The sequence below is a fragment of the Erysipelothrix sp. HDW6C genome (assembly GCF_011299615.1).
Lineage (GTDB): Bacteria > Bacillota_I > Bacilli_A > Erysipelotrichales > Erysipelotrichaceae > Erysipelothrix.
Genome location: NZ_CP049861.1, coordinates 568341 through 588370 on the forward strand (window position 1 = coordinate 568341; position 20030 = coordinate 588370).

Here is a 20030-nt window from a genome sequence, read left to right on the forward strand (position 1 = left end):
AACGCAGAAAAAGCAAGTTGCCTTGCTTCTTCTTGAATAATCCGCTTCATTGAAAGGTCCTTGGTTTACCAAGATCAAGGAATGTTATTCAAATCTGAGCCTAACCTCATTCCTAATTCTATCTTAACGGAATTGGAAAGATATGTGAATTAATATAATCATAATAACTTAATAATATACAAATTGCTTCGTTTAAGACAAGGTGACATGGAAAAACGGTATCAGAAGTGTGATACCGTTTTTCTTATGATTAGAATTTCTTTTTGCGATTCACAAATACAATAAGTGAACCCATTAACAAGGAACCCATTCCCATAAAGAGTGGCATGTTTGATACCCCTGCTCCTGGAAGGTTGGTTTCTTGAGTTGGTTTTGGTTTCTTAACGACACCGAGAACAATTGGTTCGAGTGTGTTAGCGAAACGAATTTCGACAGGTGAGAATTCACCTTCAAATTCCTCGGGAATCTCAAACGCTGCGAGTTTCTTTGACAGTAAGTAACCTTTTGGAGCTTTTACTTCTTGAATGAAGTATGATCCAGGTTCAAGACCGCCAATTGCAAGTTTTCCATTGACAGTTATAACGTCTTTGTGGAGAACTTCTTTGTTTTCGTCAAGGATATTGAAGACTGCCTCTCCAATGGTTTTTCCTTTGTCATCGATTTTTGTGACATTGACACTACCTTGGTAGTTGACCACATCACCAAGATCTATATTGACTTTATTGCTTCCTTCACCAGGCACAAGGAATGTTATAACTTGAGTATTGACGATGTAACCTTTAACACCGTTTGACTCTTGGATTGTATAACTTCCAGGGCTCAAGTTTTGGAATGAAACAGCACCATCGCTTTTTGAAACATCTGTAGCAACAAGTGTTCCGTCTGCGTCATAGAGTGTAAACTCTGCGCCTTCGAGGTTGGTGCCTGCTTCGGTAACTTTGGTTAAGAATACATCTGCTTTAAAGTTTGTTTGTGTGACATTTACAGTTTCAGGCACATCTTCTGCTTCGGCTGAAATTGTAAACGTTACGTGTTCTGTATTAAGAATAAATCCTTCAGGTGCTGCTGTTTCTTGGAAATAGTAATCACCTGGAGATAAGTCTGTGACGCTAATCAAACCATCACTATTTGTTGTGAGGTTAGGACGGATTAAGTCACCGTTTGTTGCGAAGAGGCTGTATTCAGCATCTTCTAGAGGTGTTCCTGTTTCATCGACCTTTTTCAATGAAGCGGAGCCTTTGTAGTTAACGACATCACTGATGTCTTTGATTGCTTTTGTTGCCTTAAGTGTATCGAGCTCAAATGAGAATTTCTCAGTTCTCAATACATAACCTGGAGCAGCGACTGTCTCATAATAGACATAGCTTCCGGGACCAAGATTTGTGAATGTTACGTATCCGTCATCATCTGACACGAATCGATCGGGCAGTAGCACACCATCTTTCTCAAGTGCAAACTCTGCACCACCCAGACCGTTTATACCATCTGTTTTGTTGAATGTTGCGCTCATCTTATAGTTCGCAAACTCTTCTGCATCAACAATAACAGGGTTGTTATGATCAACGGATTCTTTAATTTCGAAAGGAATTGGCGTTGCGTCTAGGAAGTATCCTGGAGCAGCAACTTTCTCAACAAAGTAATACTTACCTGGCGCAAGTCCTTCGACAGTGATGACACCATCAACGCGTGACATCAGTCCGGATTGGAATTCGATTCTCAAGCTTTCATCACTTTGTGGTTCGCCAGTATAAAGTGCAAACTCAGTTCCAGATATTCCGCGGGTGATTGAATCGCTAACGCCTCCATCAACTTTACGAAGGATTACGGAACCTTGATAGTTCGCAAATCCATCTTCATTAATATTGATTGTAATCGGTGCGTTGATTGCATTGTCCGCGATTGTAAATGGAATCAATGTTTTGCTTAAGACATAGCCTGGTGCTGCTTGTGTTTCTTTAATAACATACGATCCAGGACCAAGTGGTGTGAATGATACTTTTCCATCAGTTTGCGATGTTGTTGTTAACAATGCGGTTGTCAGGTTGTCGTATGTCGGTGTAGTGCCTGGTGTGACACGATAGACAGCGAATGTTGCGCCACTGAGTGTTTTATCATTTTCAGGATTTCCGTCATACTTTGTAAAGTTGACAGTAGCACTGTAATTTTTAGCTGTTACATTTACTGTAGCAGGCTTTGTAGATGCCGCTGCGGGGATGGTGAATTTAATCTCATCCTCATTGCGCAGGTACGAGTGTGAAGGTGTTTCTTCCACAAAAGTATAGTCGCTAGGGGCGAGTGCATCTTTGATTTCGATAATACCATTTTTTGTGGGATAGACTCCGATTAGCTCGGTAGTGTTACGGTAAAGCTTGAATGAGATTGGACTCGTAATAGCCTTCTCAGTGATACCGTCAAGCTTCGTTAGTTTTACAGAGCCTTTATGGTTCACGACGTTGATTGTTTCAGAACCATCCTCATTGAAGAGTATGTTTTCTTTGACGCTGATTTTGAATTCGGTTGGGTTCAAGATATGTCCTGCAATTGCAGTTTTCTCTTTCACGATATATGTGCCCGGTAACAATCCAAGGTTATTGTTGTTGAACGATCCTTGACCGTTTGAATTCGTTGTAAATTCACCCATAAGTTTTCCACGTGTGCCATCAGTTGCCTGTTCGTAAACTTCGAACACGGCAATAAGTTTGTCTTTCTGGTTTGTGGAAGAAGTCTTGGTAAGTTTGATTTCATTCAATACATTGGTAACTCGGTGTGTAACGCCAGCGGCACTTGAGTCTTTGCTGACGCGGACGGCAACACCGTTTCGATAGTTTGCGGGGATACCATAACCATCAACCGTTTTAACTTCTTTAAGAATATAGTCTCCAGTTAGTAAAGGTTTCAGTGTTACTAAACCCTTGCTATCGGTTGTACCGCGAGCGGCAAACTTACCTGATTTTGCAAAGTAGAGTTCGAATTGAACGCCACTTAAGGGTTTTCCATCTGCGCCTACTTTTTCAATTGTGAACGTTTGGCTTGAACCATCAACAGATCCACCACCGAAGTTTAAACTGCTTGTTGAAGTTTCCTTATCGGATACAGTGCTTTGAGCGGTTGTTGATCCATTGAACGCAACGTTATTCTTGAATGTATGTTTTCCTTCTTCGAAGAGTGGTACTGTCTTATATTTCACGATGAATGATTTGTAACCAAGGTCGCTTATTTTTAAGACTTCAAGATCAAAGGATTCAATTGGGAATTCTCCCTCTTTTTGAACCTCATTGAATGTAACTTTGTAGTTTGTATCGCGGATTAATTTTGTGCCTTGAATTACCGTACCATCACTCTTGACTGTCGCTCCATAAACTTCAAGTGACTTTTGATCGTAAGTGTGGTTGTTGCTAAGCGTATCGGTAATTTTAGCTTCTGTTAAATCACTGTTGCTCTTGTTAAGGACAATGGTCCAATTGAATGCGGCAGGTTTGCCGTTCACCTGTTCAACAGTATAGGATTTTTCGCTAAAGTTTCCGCCATTAGGGATATCGACTGTTGCATCGACAGTTGTTGTTTGCTTGTTGGTTGTTACAACTGCGACATTCTTAATCTTCTCAGGAATAATTTTGTCATCCATTGAAGTTTTGAACTCAACAGCAATCCGTTGTGGCTTTGCTCCCATCGAATTAATGAATGACTCGTTAAAGTTAAATGAAACGGAATCATCATCTTTCGAAGAGTTATTTTCTGTTAGTGTGAAATGTTCGCCACTCTTTAGTTGGACGGATGATCCGTCAACAAGCGTTGTACTTCCATCGGGATTAACCGTGTAGTTCATTGCTTTTGCAGTTTCGAGTAAGAACTTTTGATTTTCCAAGAGTACATCCGCAATGTTATAACGCGTAATGTCCTCGTGTCCGTTAAAGTTCAAGTAGATGACCCATGTTAGCTCTTTTGAGTCAAAGTCATAACTTCCTGTTTTCTTACCGTTGTTAATAAATGATGAAGCAGTTGGAACTGTTGCGGTTGCTTCTTGATTAATTATCTTCTTGTTGGTTGTAGTGAGTGTAACATCAACGTGGTTCGAGAACGTATCACGTTGTTTGGTCACGCTGTTGTCAGTGAGTGTGGTGTAGGTTGTATCGTAAGTTAAACTGTAGTTTGCTGTAGCGGGTGCTTCAATAACGGAGTAATCAAGTGTGTATGATTTCTTGTCCGATGAGAACACAGGTGTTACTGGTGTTTTAGTATTTGTTACATGATTGTACAATACAAAGCTTGTTGGTACATAAGTTAAATCTGCAGCACCGTCAACAAGTTTATCGTTGAGGTGAATGTTGGTAATGCTGTGATTTCCATCATTAATGCCGACTGTCCATGTGATTTTCTTTGCACTGTAATCAATGGTTGCGTTTTTACTTGCGATACCGATTCCGTATCCTGTTCCGCTGCCATCTTTACCGACCGATTCAACGTCGCCGTTGTTGTCGATTGATAGTGTAGCTCTGTTTGATACGGGATCCTTAAGTTTATGAATCATCTCTTCGCGAACTTGAGTTTTATAGTTTATTTTTAGAGTATCGGTTGTTGGTTTAAGATATTTAACATCAAATCCATTTCCTGAGCTGTCAAATGAAATAGCGTAGGTATCGGCAAACTGTGCTTCAAATGCAGCCAGTGAGTAGTCGGTGCCGTTTACATTGATTTTAAAGGAATCTTTTTGATAATCAAATGTATCAATAGGTGAGATGCGGTCTGTGAATAATGCATCTTTAGGAAGATTGATGCCACTTGGATTGAGTGTGACATTCCATTCAAATGTACGATCTGCTTTGTTATATGTTGAACCGCTTTTTACGACAACGGACTCACGTGTAAATGTTTGTTTGACTTCATTTGAATCTTTAGGTTGAAATTCAGTAGATTCCAAAGTTGCTTTGTTGGTGAAATCCTTGCTGTCAGTTAAGATTGATAATTGTGACTCATCAACAGTTGTTGTGATAACAATTTTACGGGGGGTACTCAACTTCTCGAAGGTTAGTAAATTTCCGGTAACATTCCATTCAGAGGTCATATCCACAGGTGTGCCTTCGCTAATTACTGAGCCTTTAGCGTTGATTGCGTACTCATTGACCATAACGCTGTCAACGGTGAGACCGGCTGGAATCATGTCAGTGACTTTGACGTTCGTGAGGTCTTGATAGTCCTCGTTTATATTGATAACCCAGGTAATTGTTTTTGCTGTGGTATCACGTGTCAATGCAGATTTTTTAATAGGGCTTCCAGGTGTTGTTGGAGTTACGGTAAATTCAACAAGTTTTTCATGTGTTACAGGATGAATGATATCAATGATTTTGTTGACTTCATTCTCTTCAACGTTGAATTTTGTACCAACCATGATATTTCCTTTGAAATCTTCGACCATCTCGGATGTTAGGATACCTTGTCCGAATGTGAATACAATCTTTTGAGTTGCTTCATCATAGCGGTAGGTACCGAGATCGTCTTTTGGTTGTGAAAGGGGTACATCCTTATTAAATACAAATCCAGGAGGAAGGTCGATAGAGATTGTATCACCAGGAATTGGTTTGAAATCTTCATCATCGGTTTTAATAATCTCCCAGTTTACTGAGAATTGCAATTCGTCACCATCTTTAATAGGCATTGTGAGGGCTTCGTTTGGATCGGGTACAAGGTTTATATCATTTAATTTATAATTAACGGCAGTGACCTTGTAGTTCCCTGAGATTGTTAAATCTTTCGGTTGTCTCTCTTCAAGATTTTGTGTTGCGACTTCTTGTGGCTTCGCAACCTCGCCAGTAGGCTCTTTATCAGGAGGTGTTGTAGGTTCTTCTTCTGTTTGTGGTGGTATTTCGACTGCTTCTGCAGTGGGTTCAGTAGGTGTCTCAGTCGCTGAAACAGGCGCTACTTCGGTAGGTGTTGTGCTGCTTGGTGTCGGTTGATTGTCGGCAAATACTGTGAGTTGCACCATGATCAAAGACGCAATTAAAGACAGCACTAAAAAAGACTTTTTCTTCTTCATTCAGTTTCTCCATTCTCTAACACGCAAATATATTATAGAGAAAATGATAGAAACATAGTTAAAATTGGCTACGTAAGAGCTCTAAACAAGAGTGTTTCCGTACAAAATGTACGAATTGAACAAAGATGCGGACGAGATAACGCAATAAAAGGGCTGATTATGGTAGCCCTGATGGTGAATACTTAATAGTTTGTGTCAGAAGATGAAGATATGTTATTAAGTATCTGTAAAGGTTATAGCAACGTCCTGTTGCTGAGAACATAATACTATTTTCATCTTATTCTGAGTAAGAAATGTCATAAAACTATCGAAAATTGTAACAAACGGATTAGTAATTCGCGCGTTTGTAAATTTCCATAACGGTATTACGATATTTATCAATGTATGCATAGATTGTTGTGGCACGTGCACGGACCGGTTTTCCATAGGTTCCTTGTTCGTAGCGGTTACGAATATTGTGATTTGGTTGGGTGGGTGCAATCTCTTCAATTGCCTTTACACTGAAATTTAAATCATCGATATTTGTAACATAAATACTTGCAGGCTCAAGTCGATTCATCGTATCTAACGAATCCAGTGCAAAGATACTTTGTCCGCTTAAACGTGGCATAATATTTTCAATGATGTTCAAGACCGGTGATTGGTGCAATTTCAAGTCAAATTGATCATAAATGAGTGTGTTACCTACTAATAAGTCCAAAAGAGATACAGAAATGCGAAGTACCTGTGTTAGTCCCGAGGGGAGCTCATCGACAGGAACATCAACGACGCCCAGTGAGGTCCGTTTTAAGGTCTTCAATTGGTATTTCCACACATCGGGTTTAATTGGATGAAATTCGTAGTGCACTTCTTCAACTAAGGGAAAGATGCTGCGAATAAAGTCATTCAATACCGGTTGGGTGTGCTCCAAGAACACTCGGAGATGTGCGTTGGTGATACCACCGAATACATCCACATCGCAGTCATACCAAAAATTAAAGAATTCTTCTTGAGTATACTGACCTTCAACAGAAACGCGAATATGTGCAATGTAATGAACAAAATCATTGAGCGTCGATTTAAAGGCAACCTCTTTATTTTCAAATTGAATATAAGCGAGAATGGAAAGCAGCGTATGTTTTCCAAAGTGTTCGCGGTGCATTTGCATAATATAGGGGAGATCTTTGACCAAGACCATACTTCTCCCAAACTCAAGGTCACATCGATTGGCAACATAGATAATGTTATCTTTGTTGTTAAGGCGCTTAAACAGTGATTCCTCAATCAATTCCATTGTGGAACTAAACGTAAGTGAGTAAACAAAGTTTTGGCCATTAACAAGCACATCGTACTTCAATTCCATGGTATCTGTAGCGTGTTTTCGGTAGTGTTTTGCTACCTCTGTCTTCATGTCAAATGGTAGGACAGTGGTATCGTATTTAAAATTGGACCGTGTTGCATAAACATGGTTAACCCGATACGAATCTGTCAATCGCTTAAGAAATGCGAATGATTGCAGAAACGAGGTTTTACCGCTGGAGTTCTCTCCAAACAGAAATACATGAGGTTTATAGGATCCCCTTCGATTTTTAAGCGAGACGAACGACTCGTCGAAACACCTAAAATTTTTCATATAAACTGACCCAAACACGAGATCACCCTTTCTTATTCTATATACATGATACTAAAAAAAGGCTCAAAAGGCACGGAAAAAAAGAGCCTTCGCTCTTTAGATTTCAATTGAGATTTCTTTATTCTTGATTTTTTTTAAAATTGGTACAAGTACTGAAGCAACGATTCCAACCGAAAATCCAGTATTGTAAAGGTTCATACCCGAATGAAGTTGCCCAGAATTAAGTACAACTGAAGAATTAATAAAACTTGCGACAATACCCCAAGCAAAGCCAAAGTATCCAGCAATTGGGGCCAGTGCAGTTCCAAATAATGCGGCAAAGAGAATGGTGGGTTGATCAAGTGTCCAACTCTTTGTTAAGCCACCCAAAACCACACCAATAAATATCGGTAGAATATTACGAGCATGTTTACCCAAGCCTGAGAAGCCAACTACGGTCAGAATGCCACCCATAATGGGTCCGTTCAATTCACCCTTGGCAATAAAAAGCACATATACCAAGCAAAGAATGCCATTGATGCCCATGTTCATAAGTACTGTACTGAGTCCAAAGTTTTCGAGGAAGTCGTTATGTTGATACCCGGTTTCTTTGAGAAGTTTCCAATAGGACTTAAGACTGCGATTGTTGCCAAGAAATCCAGCGACAAACATTACAATGAATAGTGTTGCTAAGATATAAGCAAACGCCTCCGTATGCCCAACATCAAGGATGAGTCGTTGTCGTGGTTCATAACCATAAGATTTCATGATAGACACATAAAGTGTGGCAATAATTCCAATGGAGAATCCCGTATTGTAAAGGTTGAATCCCTCGTGGACTTTGAATAAGTTATCAGCAACGGGTTTAATTACAAATCCAACCGACATGCCGACGACAATTCCAGCAATCGTCCGTAGCGGATCGCTGAGTGGCACAAATAAGATAATCTCAGTGACAATTGGAGCGAAACTTGTCGCCAACAGTGACATATGGACGATATCTCTATAGTCTTTTTTTGTAAGTTTTGAGTAGAGGAATGTTCCCAGTAAAATAGGAACAACATTGAAAACATTCTTTCCAAAAAATGCGAAACTCCCCATTAAGTAAACGGATGCAATGGCAGTGCCATTGATTGCGGCGCCGGAGATGTAAATAATGATAATTGCCATGAGCGTTAAGATGCCCACATTGAAAAGTGCAGCACCCAAGCCGCCGATCGCAATGTAATCGGTGATGAGTACGCTTGATTCAGTAATGATTCGTGTCATGCCGTTGAATATTTCAAATGGTGATGCAATAAAGAAAGAAACCACCAAAGGAAGGAGACTGGAAATCACGAGGAACTTAATTGTCTTCTGTTTCATAAATCACGTCCTTAATTTCTTTTATTTTAACTGACCGACGGTCAATAAACAAGAAGTTCGCAAATAAAAAACAAGAAAAAAACGCTGAAGGTCAGCGTTAGTCAGTATCGTTCTCGTCATCAATCAATGTTCGGATATCCAACATTTTTTGATCGGTTAGGGCAATTGTTTCAGCGCATTCTTGCAGTGCATCAGAAACACTGGCAATATGTTTGTGGTTTTTCTTGTAGCGAATTTCGTGCTCAAGACTAGCCCAAAAGTCCATTGCAATCGTACGGATTTGTATTTCAACACGTACATAGTATTTTCCAGCAGAAAGGAATACAGGAATTTCTACAATCATGTGTAGACTGCGGTATCCATTCTCTTTGGGGTTTTGAATATAATCTTTAACTTCAATGACGCGAATATCATCTTGTCCAGAAATCATATTGGACAGTGTATAAATATCATCGATGTATGAACAGATGACACGCACACCGGCGACATCATTCAGATTCTCGCGAACAGATTCGACCGATATAGGGCAATCATCGCGAATAAGTTTATCGACGATACTTTGTGGTTTCTTGACGCGCGATTTAATCATGGCGATGGGATTGCGTGGTGTAAGATGTGCAAGTTCACGATCAAGAATCTTCAACTTGGTAGAGATTTCTTCGACTGCACATTCGTATAGCAACATCATTTCTTTGAATTTCTTCGCTTGTTGTAAGAATAGAGCGGGGATTTTAAAGACCTGGTCCCGATTGATTGTAATTTCATGTTGTGACAAAAATATCACTCCTTAATACATGTATTGTACCAAATGTACGCAAATAAAAAAGAGCCGTGGCTCTTATTTTACAATAACTTCATAATTGGGTTCCGAACCATCTTCACGCAATGTAATATGAAGATCTTTATCAGCGAAGAACCATTCATCGAATTGTTCAACGTAGAAATTAATACCTTCAACGGTTACAAGCTCAAAGGGATTGGTTGGTTCTTGTTTTGCGATGGCAAAAGAAAATCCACCATGAGGACCGTAAACCTTTCCAAAGAATTTAATACTGTCACCAGCAACAAGGTCCATCTCACGGATATACCATTGTGCGGCGTCTTTTGATACTGTTAGTTCCATAATGTCACCTCTATCGATACATTCATTCTACCACAGTTTTAGTGTAGTGTAAGGAGCGATGCTTACTTACGGTAGCTTTCCATCATTCCTTTAAAGAGATCTGCAGTACTTGGTGGTGTATATGTAATTGCATTTGCACCTGCTTCGATTGTTTCGGCAATGGACGCCTCAGTAGGTCCCCCAGTTGCGATAATCGGAACTTCAGGATGTTGAGCACGAATCTTGCGAACAACTTCTGCCGTACGCGGCCCAGCAGATACATTGAGAACCGCTGAACCACTTCGTAAACGGGCATGAATGTCAGTATCCTCACTGACGACCGTTACGATAATGGGGATTTCTAAACTTGCTTTAATCCCTGTAATCACCACATTGCTTGTCGGTGCATTTACAACTACGCCCATAGCACCTTGACGCTCAGCATCAATCGCTAACCCAATAACACGGGGCCCACGTGTTGTACCTCCACCCACACCAGCAAATACAGGTTTGTCCGTTGATTGGACTATGGCATCAGTAATAATTGGTTGTGGTGTAAAGGGGTAAACTGCGATGACTGCATCGGCATTGCAATTACGAATAATAGCAACATCAGTGGTAAAGATAAATGACTTCAGCAAGCGTCCAAAAACACGGATTCCAGTTGCTGCTTCAATGCTCTCGGGCATTCTAATAATATTCTTGCGTAAATTACCGCTATATTCTGGTGTTTTCATTTCACACATCTCCTAAATCAAACGTTTTTCAAATCCGCCATCGACTTTAAGATTCTTGGTCACAATAATAAATGCTTTAGGATCATGCTTCTTAATCAGTCGCTTAATATCAGCAATTTCAGACTGCGCCACAATCGTGACAAACACATCAAGACTTGTACCTGTGTAGGCACCAAATCCTTCCCAATGTGTTACACCACGGACAATTTCAGAAATAACCAATGATTTGATTTCTTTATTCTTTGTAAATACCATGACACTTGCTTCAAGATTGTGTTCATGGAACTTATCAAGACCAAATGAGAAAATGTATGAGTAGACTAAAGAGTATAAGGCAGTTTGCAAATCGTAGACTACCATACATATGATATAAATAACACTGTTAATGACCAAATAAATCGAGCCAATGCTTCCTTTATTATTTTGCGAACGATAGAATCCAATAACATCGAGCCCTCCGCTTGAACCTTTTGCTCTAAATGTTAAGGATGATCCAAAAGAACCAAGAACACCAGCGAGTACGATGGCAATAAAAACATCGGCTACAATGGGTTTTTCGGGGATTGGAATTAATGTAAGTGCAATAGTTTGTGTTATAATACTGAGTAAACTTAATTGCACAAATTTTTTGGATAAACGACTCCATGCAAAGATAAAGATGGGGATGTTTAAAGCCATACTCAGCATTCCGGCAATATCGAAGTTTAATTTCAGGTTGAATGTTGAGACAAAAGCATCGCGCAGTAATTGGGCGATACCAGTCATTCCACCGTTATAAATCGAAGCAGGAATAAGGAATACGTTAACGGATAATGCGAATAGGAACGACCCTACAATTACGTATGTATATCTCTTAATATTGTTCATGGCTTTATTATAACAAAACATTTGCGACAAACGAGGATTATTATCACAAAGGGGAAAAAATATGCAGACTATTTTTCGTAAAACAGAATTAAGAGATATTCCAAGTGTTGTTTCAATGTATGTTGGGGCTGCGCAACAAATGAAAGCAGACGGCATTGATCAGTGGCAAGATGGGTATCCCAATGAAGTATCATTGCGCGAGGATATTAATAATGGTGTTTCCTTTGTACTGTGTGAAGGAGATCGTGTCATTGCGAGTGCTATGGTACTCGTTGGTCATGAATCGACCTATGACACTATCGATGGCATGTGGGGAAACAATCATCCCTATGCGGTCGTTCATCGTTATGTTGTGGATACATCAGTGGTGGGAAAAGGCGTTGCACATGCAATGCAAGTCGCAATTGAAGCAAGTTTATCTGTGGATACAATTCGCATTGATACACACGAAGCAAATATTCGCATGCAACGATTCCTTGAAAAAGAAGGGTTTATGAAACGCGGTATCATCAAACTTAACGATGGAAAACCACGCGTTGCCTTTGATAAGATACTGAGAAATGGTGAATCTCATTAAGAAATAGTGTAAAATAGACACAGATAGTTTAAATAAGAAAGAAGGACCGTCATGGATTTATTAAATGGACGTACGTTGTCACAAAAACAACGTTTCAATCTTATCCTCGTTGCGGGTGCTGTTGCATCCATTGTCTTGGGGATACTAAGTGGATACTTTCGTCAATACGTATTCAATCATGCAATTATTTTGGTCCTCGTTGGATTAGCAATTGCACTCATTATTCAAAAGGTAGGACATGGTGTTCAAACGCGCTTTGCCGTTGCATCGCTCCTATTCACAGTTTTGGCAATCTTATTGTCAGATGTTGTTACTGATTTTGGTATTGCAGGTCTTGTTGACTTCAGCGCATACCAATCAGTACTTACCTTTATGATTCATGAAGATATTTATTCAGTTTTATGGTTAGTATACCGTGCCTTAGCACTGTATATTTCCTACATTTACTCGAGGGTGATTTAATGGGATTTCGCGAAACATGGGCAACAATCAATCTTGACCATCTTAAACACAATTACACGACAATCAAAGAACAGACTCAAACGTCTGTTTTTGGCGTTGTAAAGGCGAATGCATACGGTCATGGTGATATCGTTATAGCAAAAGAATTGATCGCTCTTGGTTCGGAAATAATCTGTGTCTCGTCAATCGATGAAGCCATCCGATTGAGTAATGCTGGCATTGAACATGACATTCTCATCTTTAGTTATGTCAATCGTGATGCCATTATAGCCTCGACACGATCAAACTATATTTATACTGTCCCTTCAATGGCATGGTATGAGCAGGTTTCTGACCTTAATCTTCGATTGCATGTTGAAATCAATACTGGCATGAACCGCTATGGCGTGCGCCATGTGGAAGATGTAGAGCGTATTCTAAAACAGGGAAACGTTGAAGGGATTTACACCCACTTTCAAAGCCCAGAGAATCTTGAGGCAGGCAATGTGCAACTCCAAAAGTTTAAAGCAATCGTCGATGCACTCAACTATGATTTCAAATGGATTCATGTTGGGAATGCGCCGACACCATTGATTGTTGACCAAGCATGGATTAATGGATCGCGACTTGGTTTGGGATTGTATGGTTACCGAGTGGATATGCCGGAGCTAAAACCGATACTCGAACTTTACTCACATATCTGTTATCTTGAACCGATTGAAAAAGGTGAAACGATTGGGTATGACCACACCTATACTGTTGAAGAAGATGGCCTCTATGGTACGATGCCAATCGGATATGCTGATAATTTTGATATCCGCAATAAACTTGTACCGGTGGCGATTCATGGCAAATTCTATCCAATTGTCGGTAAGGTTTGTATGGATCAAACCATGATTCACGTTGATAGTGCAGTGAAACTTGGGGATCCCGTAGAACTCATTGGACCGCATCGAACCAGTAAAATGATTCATGATGCGACCGGTGTGATGACATACATTCAGTTGTCGACACTCAGTGATCGCATTACCCGTAAGTACTATCGCAATCACGAATGTGTTCTGGAAGTTAATCGTTAAAAATTTTGGATTGGGGAAACCCAATCTTTTTTTTGCATGCAATAAAAAACTCGACAAATGACGTCGAGTTTTATTGAGTTAGTTGGAGTATTGCCTCAGCAAGGTCTTTGTGAGATGCAAACGTTAAGGAAACCACATCATGGGTATTTTCACGATGATTGAGCCAAATTGCATTCCATCCTGCATTCAGTGCACCGAGGATGTCGTTATGGTAAGAATCACCAATCATGAGGCAATCTTCCGGTTTTGTTCCCGTCACTGTGTTAACGTGTTGGAAAATATGGATATCGGGTTTGTAGTAGCCAATGTCGCCTGAGATGAAAATACAATTGGGATCAAAATAACGTTCAAGGTTGAGTGCCGCAATCTTCTTGCTTTGATGATCGGATGGACCATTTGTAATTAAAGCTATTGGGTAGTTTTCCGCATTAAGATGGATTAATAACTGTTCCATATCTTCATCCAAACACAAATGCGCTTGCTCATACGCGTAAGCAGCTTGAAAAGCATCTGCTTGTGCATCGCTGTAAGATATATTGAAGTGCGTTAATGCCTTTTGAATCCGATAGCGTTGCGTGCTTTCGAGGGTCATATGGCCATCTTGTGAAAGGTGGAAGACTTCGTCACTGTATTGTCGCGTGAGCCGGTACAAAGCATCCACATCATCCACCTCAAGTGCGACAGTTTGCATCGCATTTTGAAAAGGGACGATTTGATTGTAAAGTGTATCATCCAAGTCAAAGAATAGTATTTTCATGCGGTATCTCCAAAATTAACGTTTGTTGGTAGTGCAGGTAAGCCCCAGTTCTTCATAGTTAGAGACAGTTTCACTCAAACTCAAGAAGTTAAGGTATGCATCAGGATCACCTTGAATAAGTCCTTCCGCAATTAATGAATCCATATCCGCTTCTTTATAGTCGATGGTTGTGGAATCAGTTAGCACATTGTTTTCGATAGAGGAAGTATAAGTAACACCAGGAATCGCATTCAATGCAGTGGATAATGCTTCAACCTCAAGGGCAAGATTTGTTGCGGTGATGGAACCATCTTCAATGGCTTTGGAAAAGTTGGTGACGCTGGTTGTTACTGATGAGGTTACCCGATCATTATCGGCTAACAAGACGTCAGAGTATGAATCGGTTGCATCAGAAATTGTACAGCTCGTCTCAGTGGCAGTTTTCTTTGTGCATCCCGTTAAGAATACGAGACACAGACTTGCAAGAATTAGTTTTTTCATAATGACCTCCGCTTTGTATTAATTATACACCAAATTAAGATGCGTCGTTTGTCTGTTCTTCAATATGTTCAACATTAGCAATGGCATCAAAACGCTTGGTGATTTTTTCTGTGGTGATATTAATCTTACGAAACTCTTCGTTAACACCCTCCATACGTCGTGATAAACCTTCCCATCGTTCACGATAGCGATCAAATTCACTGGAAAGCAATCGTAATTCTTGATGAATTACCGAAGCGTATTTTTCACGTTCGAGATTTACAAGAATTGTTTGAATGGTTGTGAGGGTACTCATGAGTGTTGTTGGTGAGGCAAGCCATACTCGGCGTTTTTGTGAGTAATCGATGATATCTTGGTGGTAGGCATTAATCGTAGCGAAGATTGCTTCAGCAGGGATAAACATAATTGCTTGGTCGGATGTAACTCCGGGAATGATGTATTTATCGGCTATCGCGTCAATATGCTTCTTACAGTCAGAAACAAATGTACGTTCTGCTTGCGCACGTTCAATATCGGATATATCTTTATCCATCATACGACGGTAGTTTTCGAGTGGAAACTTGGAGTCGATGGCGATGGTTCCTAAAGGTTCAGGGGCAAAGAGTACAGCATCAGAGCGCACACCGGTCTGAAAGGTATACTGCATTTGGTAGATTTTGTCATTGCGATCCCCAAAGATGGCAGCCATGATTTGCGAGAGTTGGACTTCGCCAAATGTTCCCCGTGTTTTCTTGTCCGTCAAGACATCTTGCAATGAGACAATTTCAACCGATAATGCATCAATTTTCTTTTGGGCTTCATCAATCTTACTAAGACGCTCAACAATGTTAGTGAAGGTTGCGTTGGTTTTCTTGAATCCTTCTTCAAGATTTTCTGTTACTTTTTGATCCATCATTGCAAGACGGCGTTCAACAGTCGCTTGCAGACGGTCAAATTGGAGTTCCATACTCGAACCCAGCTTGTCTTGAAACTGAATTAAACTAGTGGCAGTTGCTTTTTCAAAGTTTGTATTGCGATCGTGCAAATCTTTAATGCGCAAATCCATACGGTCGGTGAAGGTATTGAACTGGGTATTTAAGTGTTCACGATTATCAATGGATTGTCTGTTTAAACTTTGATTGAATTCGTGGACAGCCTCAGGGGTACGGTTGCTAAAAAGTTTGATGAGAATGATGACCAAAACGATCATAATAACTGCGAGAAGTACTAAAACTAAATCTATTTCCATGATTTCACGTCCTTTTTTCATATTGTAACACATGGGTAGGGTATAATTGTATGAGAGGTGAATCATGATAAAGATTGGATTAGCGTTATCAGGTGGCGGTATTAAGGCGTTTTCGCAATTACCTGTCTTAGCAACGTTGGCTAAAGAAAAAATTAATATCGATGCAATTTCCGGGACTTCAATGGGTTCGGTGATTGCTGCATTGTTTGCAAGCGGTGTAACTGCTGAGGACGTGATGCAAGCGGCATTGGATTTAGAAAAAGAAATCGAAGATAAGAAAATAATGAAACGACCATCCATGAAACTTTTGCCATTTTCAAAAGAAAAACTCACGGGTGGGTTTGTTGATGGTCAAGATTTGGAAGATGTACTGGAAGCAAAACTTATCGAGCTGGGAGTTGAACACATCCGTGATGTAAAGATTCCGCTGGCAATTACGGCTGTGGATGTTATTACTGGAAAGAAAATAATGTTTGTTTCGCATCCGGAAGACTATGTAAATAAAGACACTGATACAATCGTTATCACCGATATCAGTCTTGCCAAAGCAGTACGGGCTTCGTGTTCATTTCCATTTGTAATTGCTGCAATGGAATATGAGGACTATCTGCTTGTCGATGGTGGATTACGACAGAACCTACCTTTGGAACCGTTATATAATTATGGTGTGGATAAAACAATCGCAGTTACCATGCACTCGACCAGTGAATTTCATGATACAAATTCGCTTGTGGCATTGGGGATTCGTGTGATGGATATCATGCGAATTGAAGCAGACCAAGAGATTGTGCATCAAGCCGATGTTCACATCAATGTCCCCCTGGATAAGGTGTGGGTCTTTGAAATTGGTAAAGGAAAATATACGATTGATCAGGGTGCACACGCAATCAGTGAACATATTGATCAGTTAAAAGGATTAACGAAACCAGAATCGTTTATGGACAAACTAAGGAGAAAATTCAAATGATATATCAAGCATTATGGAATGGTGTAAAGATTCCTGTCCTTGGATTGGGAACATTTAAATTAGAACCAAACGAAACATATAAAATCGTAGTGGAAGCGTTGCGTATGGGATATCGCCATATTGATACCGCCGCATACTATGGAAACGAAACAGAAGTTGGACAAGCAATCCGAGACAGCGGTATTCCGCGCGAAGAAATTTTTGTGACAACCAAACTGTGGAAAGACCAAGTCGGTTACGATGCTGCGCTGGTAGCTTTTAATCAATCACTGGAACGCCTAGGCCTGGATTATATCGATCTCTATCTCTTGCATTGGCCAATTCCAGAATCGCGCCAATCATGGCGAGCATTGGAAGACATTTATGAAAGTGGTCGTGTCAAAGCGATTGGTGTCTCGAACTTTGATAATACACAAATGGCTGCCCTCATCAAAGGTATGAAAGTACTACCGATGGTCAATCAAATCGAACGCCACCCGCTTCGAGTTCGTGAAGATGTGCGTAAGTTCGACATGGATTTGGAAATGGTTATGGAAGGATGGCGTCCCATTGTACGTGGGGATCTTGAAAATGACCCACAACTTATGGCACTCGCATTCAAATATAACAAAACAGTCGCCCAAGTAATTCTGCGCTGGCATATCCAAACCGACTTTGTTGTTTTTCCAAAAACTTCAAATGTTGAACGATTGTTGGAGAACATTAGTATTTTTGATTTTGAATTGACTGAAGATGAAATTCATCTTATTTCGGCCATGGATCAAGAGAAAGCATCCCTGGAACCACAAGTCAGTGTTAATCCAAAATTATAGAATCGGCAAACGTCGATTCTTTTTTGTGAATTTCCACCTTCAGAAACATGAATAAATTTCACAGTTTGCGTGAAATCTTAAAATGTCTGTGGTATAATATTGATAATCATTATCGTTATCAATAGGAGGCGACGTTATGAAACTGAAAGATTTGCGTGAATTTAAGGAAGTCATTGCATGTGGGGTGTTACTTGCAATTGGGGCATACTTAAATAATCCAATTTTACTAATCCTAGCAATCATTGTTGGGGGATATAAACAAACCAAAGATGGCATTATGGATACCATCGAAAATAAACACTTGAATGTCGAATTACTGATGATTCTCTCAGCGATTGGAGCATGTTTAATTGGTTACTATATGGAAGGGGCCGTTTTAATCTTTATTTTCTCCCTATCAGGAGCACTCGAAGCACTCACCCTTGATCGCAGCCAACGTGAGATTCGCTCGTTAATGGAACTGCAACCCACAGAGGCAACACGCATTTTAGAAAATGGAACAACAGAGGTCGTAGATATCAATGATTTGCATCTTGATGATCATATTATTGTTGCAGTAGGCGAAATTATCCCTATTGATGCCACAATTCTTGTAGGGAAAAGCAGTATTGAAGAGGCAGCCATCACTGGAGAATCCATGCCAACGACAAAAACTGTCGGTGATGTTGTGTTTGGTGGAACACTTAATATCTCCCAACCCCTCACACTCACAGTGACCAGTGCAGTAGGCGATACCCTAATCCAAAAAATCGTTCGTATGGTCGAAGAAGCGCAAAACTATCCTTCGAAAACTGCACGATTTATTGATCGACTTGAAGATTATTATGCACGTGTCGTACTCATACTTGTTGCAGTTGTGATTGTGGTTCCCATTGTATTCTTTAAAGAACCTTTTGAATCTGCGTTTTATCGCGGCATGATTTTATTGGTTGTCGCTTCGCCCTGCGCGCTCATTGCATCGGTTACACCTGCAACACTCTCAGCTATTTCAAATGGGGCCAAAAAAGGAATCCTTGTTAAAGGTGGGATTCATTTTGAGAACTTAATGGATACCAAAGCAATCGCTTTTGATAAGACGGGGACACTGACACAAGGCATGCCATCAATTTCTGATGCTTATTATTGTGATGATGAAGCGGAAATTATTAAAGCAGTTATTGCGATTGAACAGTTTTCAACACATCCACTGGCAAGTGCGATTGTGAATGACCTTAATCGTGCAACGGCAGGAATCGATGCTCCGCGTGCAATCGATATTGAAGAAAAGCCAGGTTATGGAGTTGAAGGTGTCTACAATGACACGCACTACCGTATTGGTAAATACGATTACATGACATCCGAGCATCAAGAAATCTATGCATTGTCACAACAATGGGCAAAAGAAGGAAAGAGTGTTGTATTTATTGAAAGAAATCATGCGCTTGTGGGTGTCTTAGGACTGATTGATAAAGTAAGACCCGAATCAAAACCACTGATTGCGTGGTTTAACGAACATCAGATCGAAACCATCATGATTACGGGGGATGTCCATGAAACGGCACAACATATCGCCGATGAAATTGGTATTGCCCGGGTAATATCGCAAGCACTCCCGGATCAAAAAGCGAATATCGTTCGTGACTTAGAAAAAGAATACGGTACAGTAGTCATGGTCGGCGATGGCATCAATGATGCGCCAGCGCTGGCAAATGCAACAATTGGTATTGCCATGGGTGGCGGTACAGACATTGCGATGGAAGCAGCAGATGTTATCTTGGTGAAGGATAATATTGAAAACATTCGTTATGCGGTAGAGTTATCAAAACGCCTTCGAAAAATTGTCGTTGAGAATATTATCTTCTCATTTAGTGTCATTGCCATCTTGGTTATCAGTAACTTCTTTAATGGTATTACACTTCCATTTGGTGTTGTAGGACATGAAGGAAGTACGATATTAGTCATTTTAAACAGTCTACGCTTGTTGAAACCCCTAAATAAATAAAATATAGTTTTCCAA

The 20030-nt window shown here is 40.2% G+C and carries 16 protein-coding genes; 6 read left to right on the top strand and 10 right to left on the bottom strand.

All coding sequences use genetic code 11. The features are described 5' to 3' along the window. Nucleotides 1-250 precede the first annotated feature (250 nt). From G7062_RS02460 to G7062_RS02490, 7 genes are all read right to left on the bottom strand, one after another. On the bottom strand, nt 251-6031 hold the full coding sequence (locus tag G7062_RS02460; protein WP_166064343.1) for a SpaA isopeptide-forming pilin-related protein: 5781 nt from the start codon (nt 6029-6031) through the stop codon (nt 251-253). Nucleotides 6032-6359: 328 nt separating this feature from the next. Beyond that, entirely contained in the window at nt 6360-7421 is a 1062-nt protein-coding gene (locus tag G7062_RS02465; protein WP_166064344.1) for a hypothetical protein, read from the bottom strand. A 318-nt stretch (nt 7422-7739) separates the two neighbouring features. Next, the gene (locus G7062_RS02470; RefSeq protein WP_166064345.1) at nt 7740-8987 is read right to left on the bottom strand and encodes a DUF1576 domain-containing protein; all 1248 of its coding nucleotides are present in this window, start codon (nt 8985-8987) and stop codon (nt 7740-7742) included. Nucleotides 8988-9084: 97 nt separating this feature from the next. Next, nucleotides 9085-9762, bottom strand: a complete 678-nt coding sequence (locus G7062_RS02475; protein WP_205700144.1) for a GTP pyrophosphokinase family protein — start codon at nt 9760-9762, stop codon at nt 9085-9087. 63 nt (nt 9763-9825) lie between these two features. Beyond that, nucleotides 9826-10110, bottom strand: coding sequence for a HesB/YadR/YfhF family protein (locus tag G7062_RS02480; protein ID WP_166064346.1), 285 nt, complete (start codon nt 10108-10110; stop codon nt 9826-9828). Nucleotides 10111-10172: 62 nt separating this feature from the next. Beyond that, on the bottom strand, nt 10173-10826 hold the full coding sequence (locus G7062_RS02485; protein ID WP_166064347.1) for a hydrolase: 654 nt from the start codon (nt 10824-10826) through the stop codon (nt 10173-10175). 12 nt (nt 10827-10838) lie between these two features. Next, the gene (locus G7062_RS02490; protein WP_166064348.1) at nt 10839-11693 is read right to left on the bottom strand and encodes a YitT family protein; all 855 of its coding nucleotides are present in this window, start codon (nt 11691-11693) and stop codon (nt 10839-10841) included. A gap of 61 nt (nt 11694-11754) precedes the next feature. On the opposite strand from G7062_RS02490, the gene G7062_RS02495 reads away from it, so the two are divergent. Genes G7062_RS02495 through alr form a run of 3 tightly spaced genes read left to right on the top strand, consistent with a single transcriptional unit; the run spans nt 11755 to nt 13790 of the window. Continuing rightward, complete coding sequence (locus G7062_RS02495) at nt 11755-12270, top strand: GNAT family N-acetyltransferase (protein ID WP_166064349.1); 516 nt, start codon at nt 11755-11757, stop codon at nt 12268-12270. A 51-nt stretch (nt 12271-12321) separates the two neighbouring features. Continuing rightward, nucleotides 12322-12732, top strand: a complete 411-nt coding sequence (locus G7062_RS02500) for a hypothetical protein (protein ID WP_166064350.1) — start codon at nt 12322-12324, stop codon at nt 12730-12732. Then, on the top strand, nt 12732-13790 hold the full coding sequence (gene alr / locus G7062_RS02505) for an alanine racemase (RefSeq protein ID WP_166064351.1): 1059 nt from the start codon (nt 12732-12734) through the stop codon (nt 13788-13790). Before G7062_RS02500 ends, alr begins: the two co-directional genes overlap by 1 nt. 70 nt (nt 13791-13860) lie before the next feature. Here alr and G7062_RS02510 read toward each other — a convergent pair whose 3' ends face one another. Genes G7062_RS02510 through G7062_RS02520 form a run of 3 tightly spaced genes read right to left on the bottom strand, consistent with a single transcriptional unit; the run spans nt 13861 to nt 16276 of the window. Further along, entirely contained in the window at nt 13861-14547 is a 687-nt protein-coding gene (locus tag G7062_RS02510) for an HAD family hydrolase (protein ID WP_166064352.1), read from the bottom strand. 15 nt (nt 14548-14562) lie between these two features. Next, entirely contained in the window at nt 14563-15027 is a 465-nt protein-coding gene (locus G7062_RS02515; RefSeq protein ID WP_166064353.1) for a DUF1307 domain-containing protein, read from the bottom strand. Between the two features lie 34 nt (nt 15028-15061). Next, nucleotides 15062-16276, bottom strand: coding sequence for a DNA recombination protein RmuC (locus G7062_RS02520; RefSeq protein WP_240915977.1), 1215 nt, complete (start codon nt 16274-16276; stop codon nt 15062-15064). A gap of 43 nt (nt 16277-16319) precedes the next feature. On the opposite strand from G7062_RS02520, the gene G7062_RS02525 reads away from it, so the two are divergent. The 3 genes from G7062_RS02525 to G7062_RS02535 all read left to right on the top strand — a co-directional run bounded on the left by G7062_RS02525 (nt 16320) and on the right by G7062_RS02535 (nt 20015). Continuing rightward, entirely contained in the window at nt 16320-17222 is a 903-nt protein-coding gene (locus G7062_RS02525) for a patatin-like phospholipase family protein (RefSeq protein ID WP_166064354.1), read from the top strand. Then, nucleotides 17219-18034 carry an aldo/keto reductase gene (locus G7062_RS02530; protein ID WP_166064355.1) on the top strand — a complete coding sequence of 272 codons (816 nt, stop codon included), beginning with the start codon at nt 17219-17221 and terminating at the stop codon, nt 18032-18034. The genes G7062_RS02525 and G7062_RS02530 overlap by 4 nt, the downstream gene beginning before the upstream one ends. Nucleotides 18035-18170: 136 nt before the next feature. Next, nucleotides 18171-20015: a heavy metal translocating P-type ATPase gene (locus tag G7062_RS02535; RefSeq protein WP_166064356.1), complete on the top strand. Its 1845-nt coding sequence runs from the start codon at nt 18171-18173 to the stop codon at nt 20013-20015. Nucleotides 20016-20030: the final 15 nt, after the last annotated feature.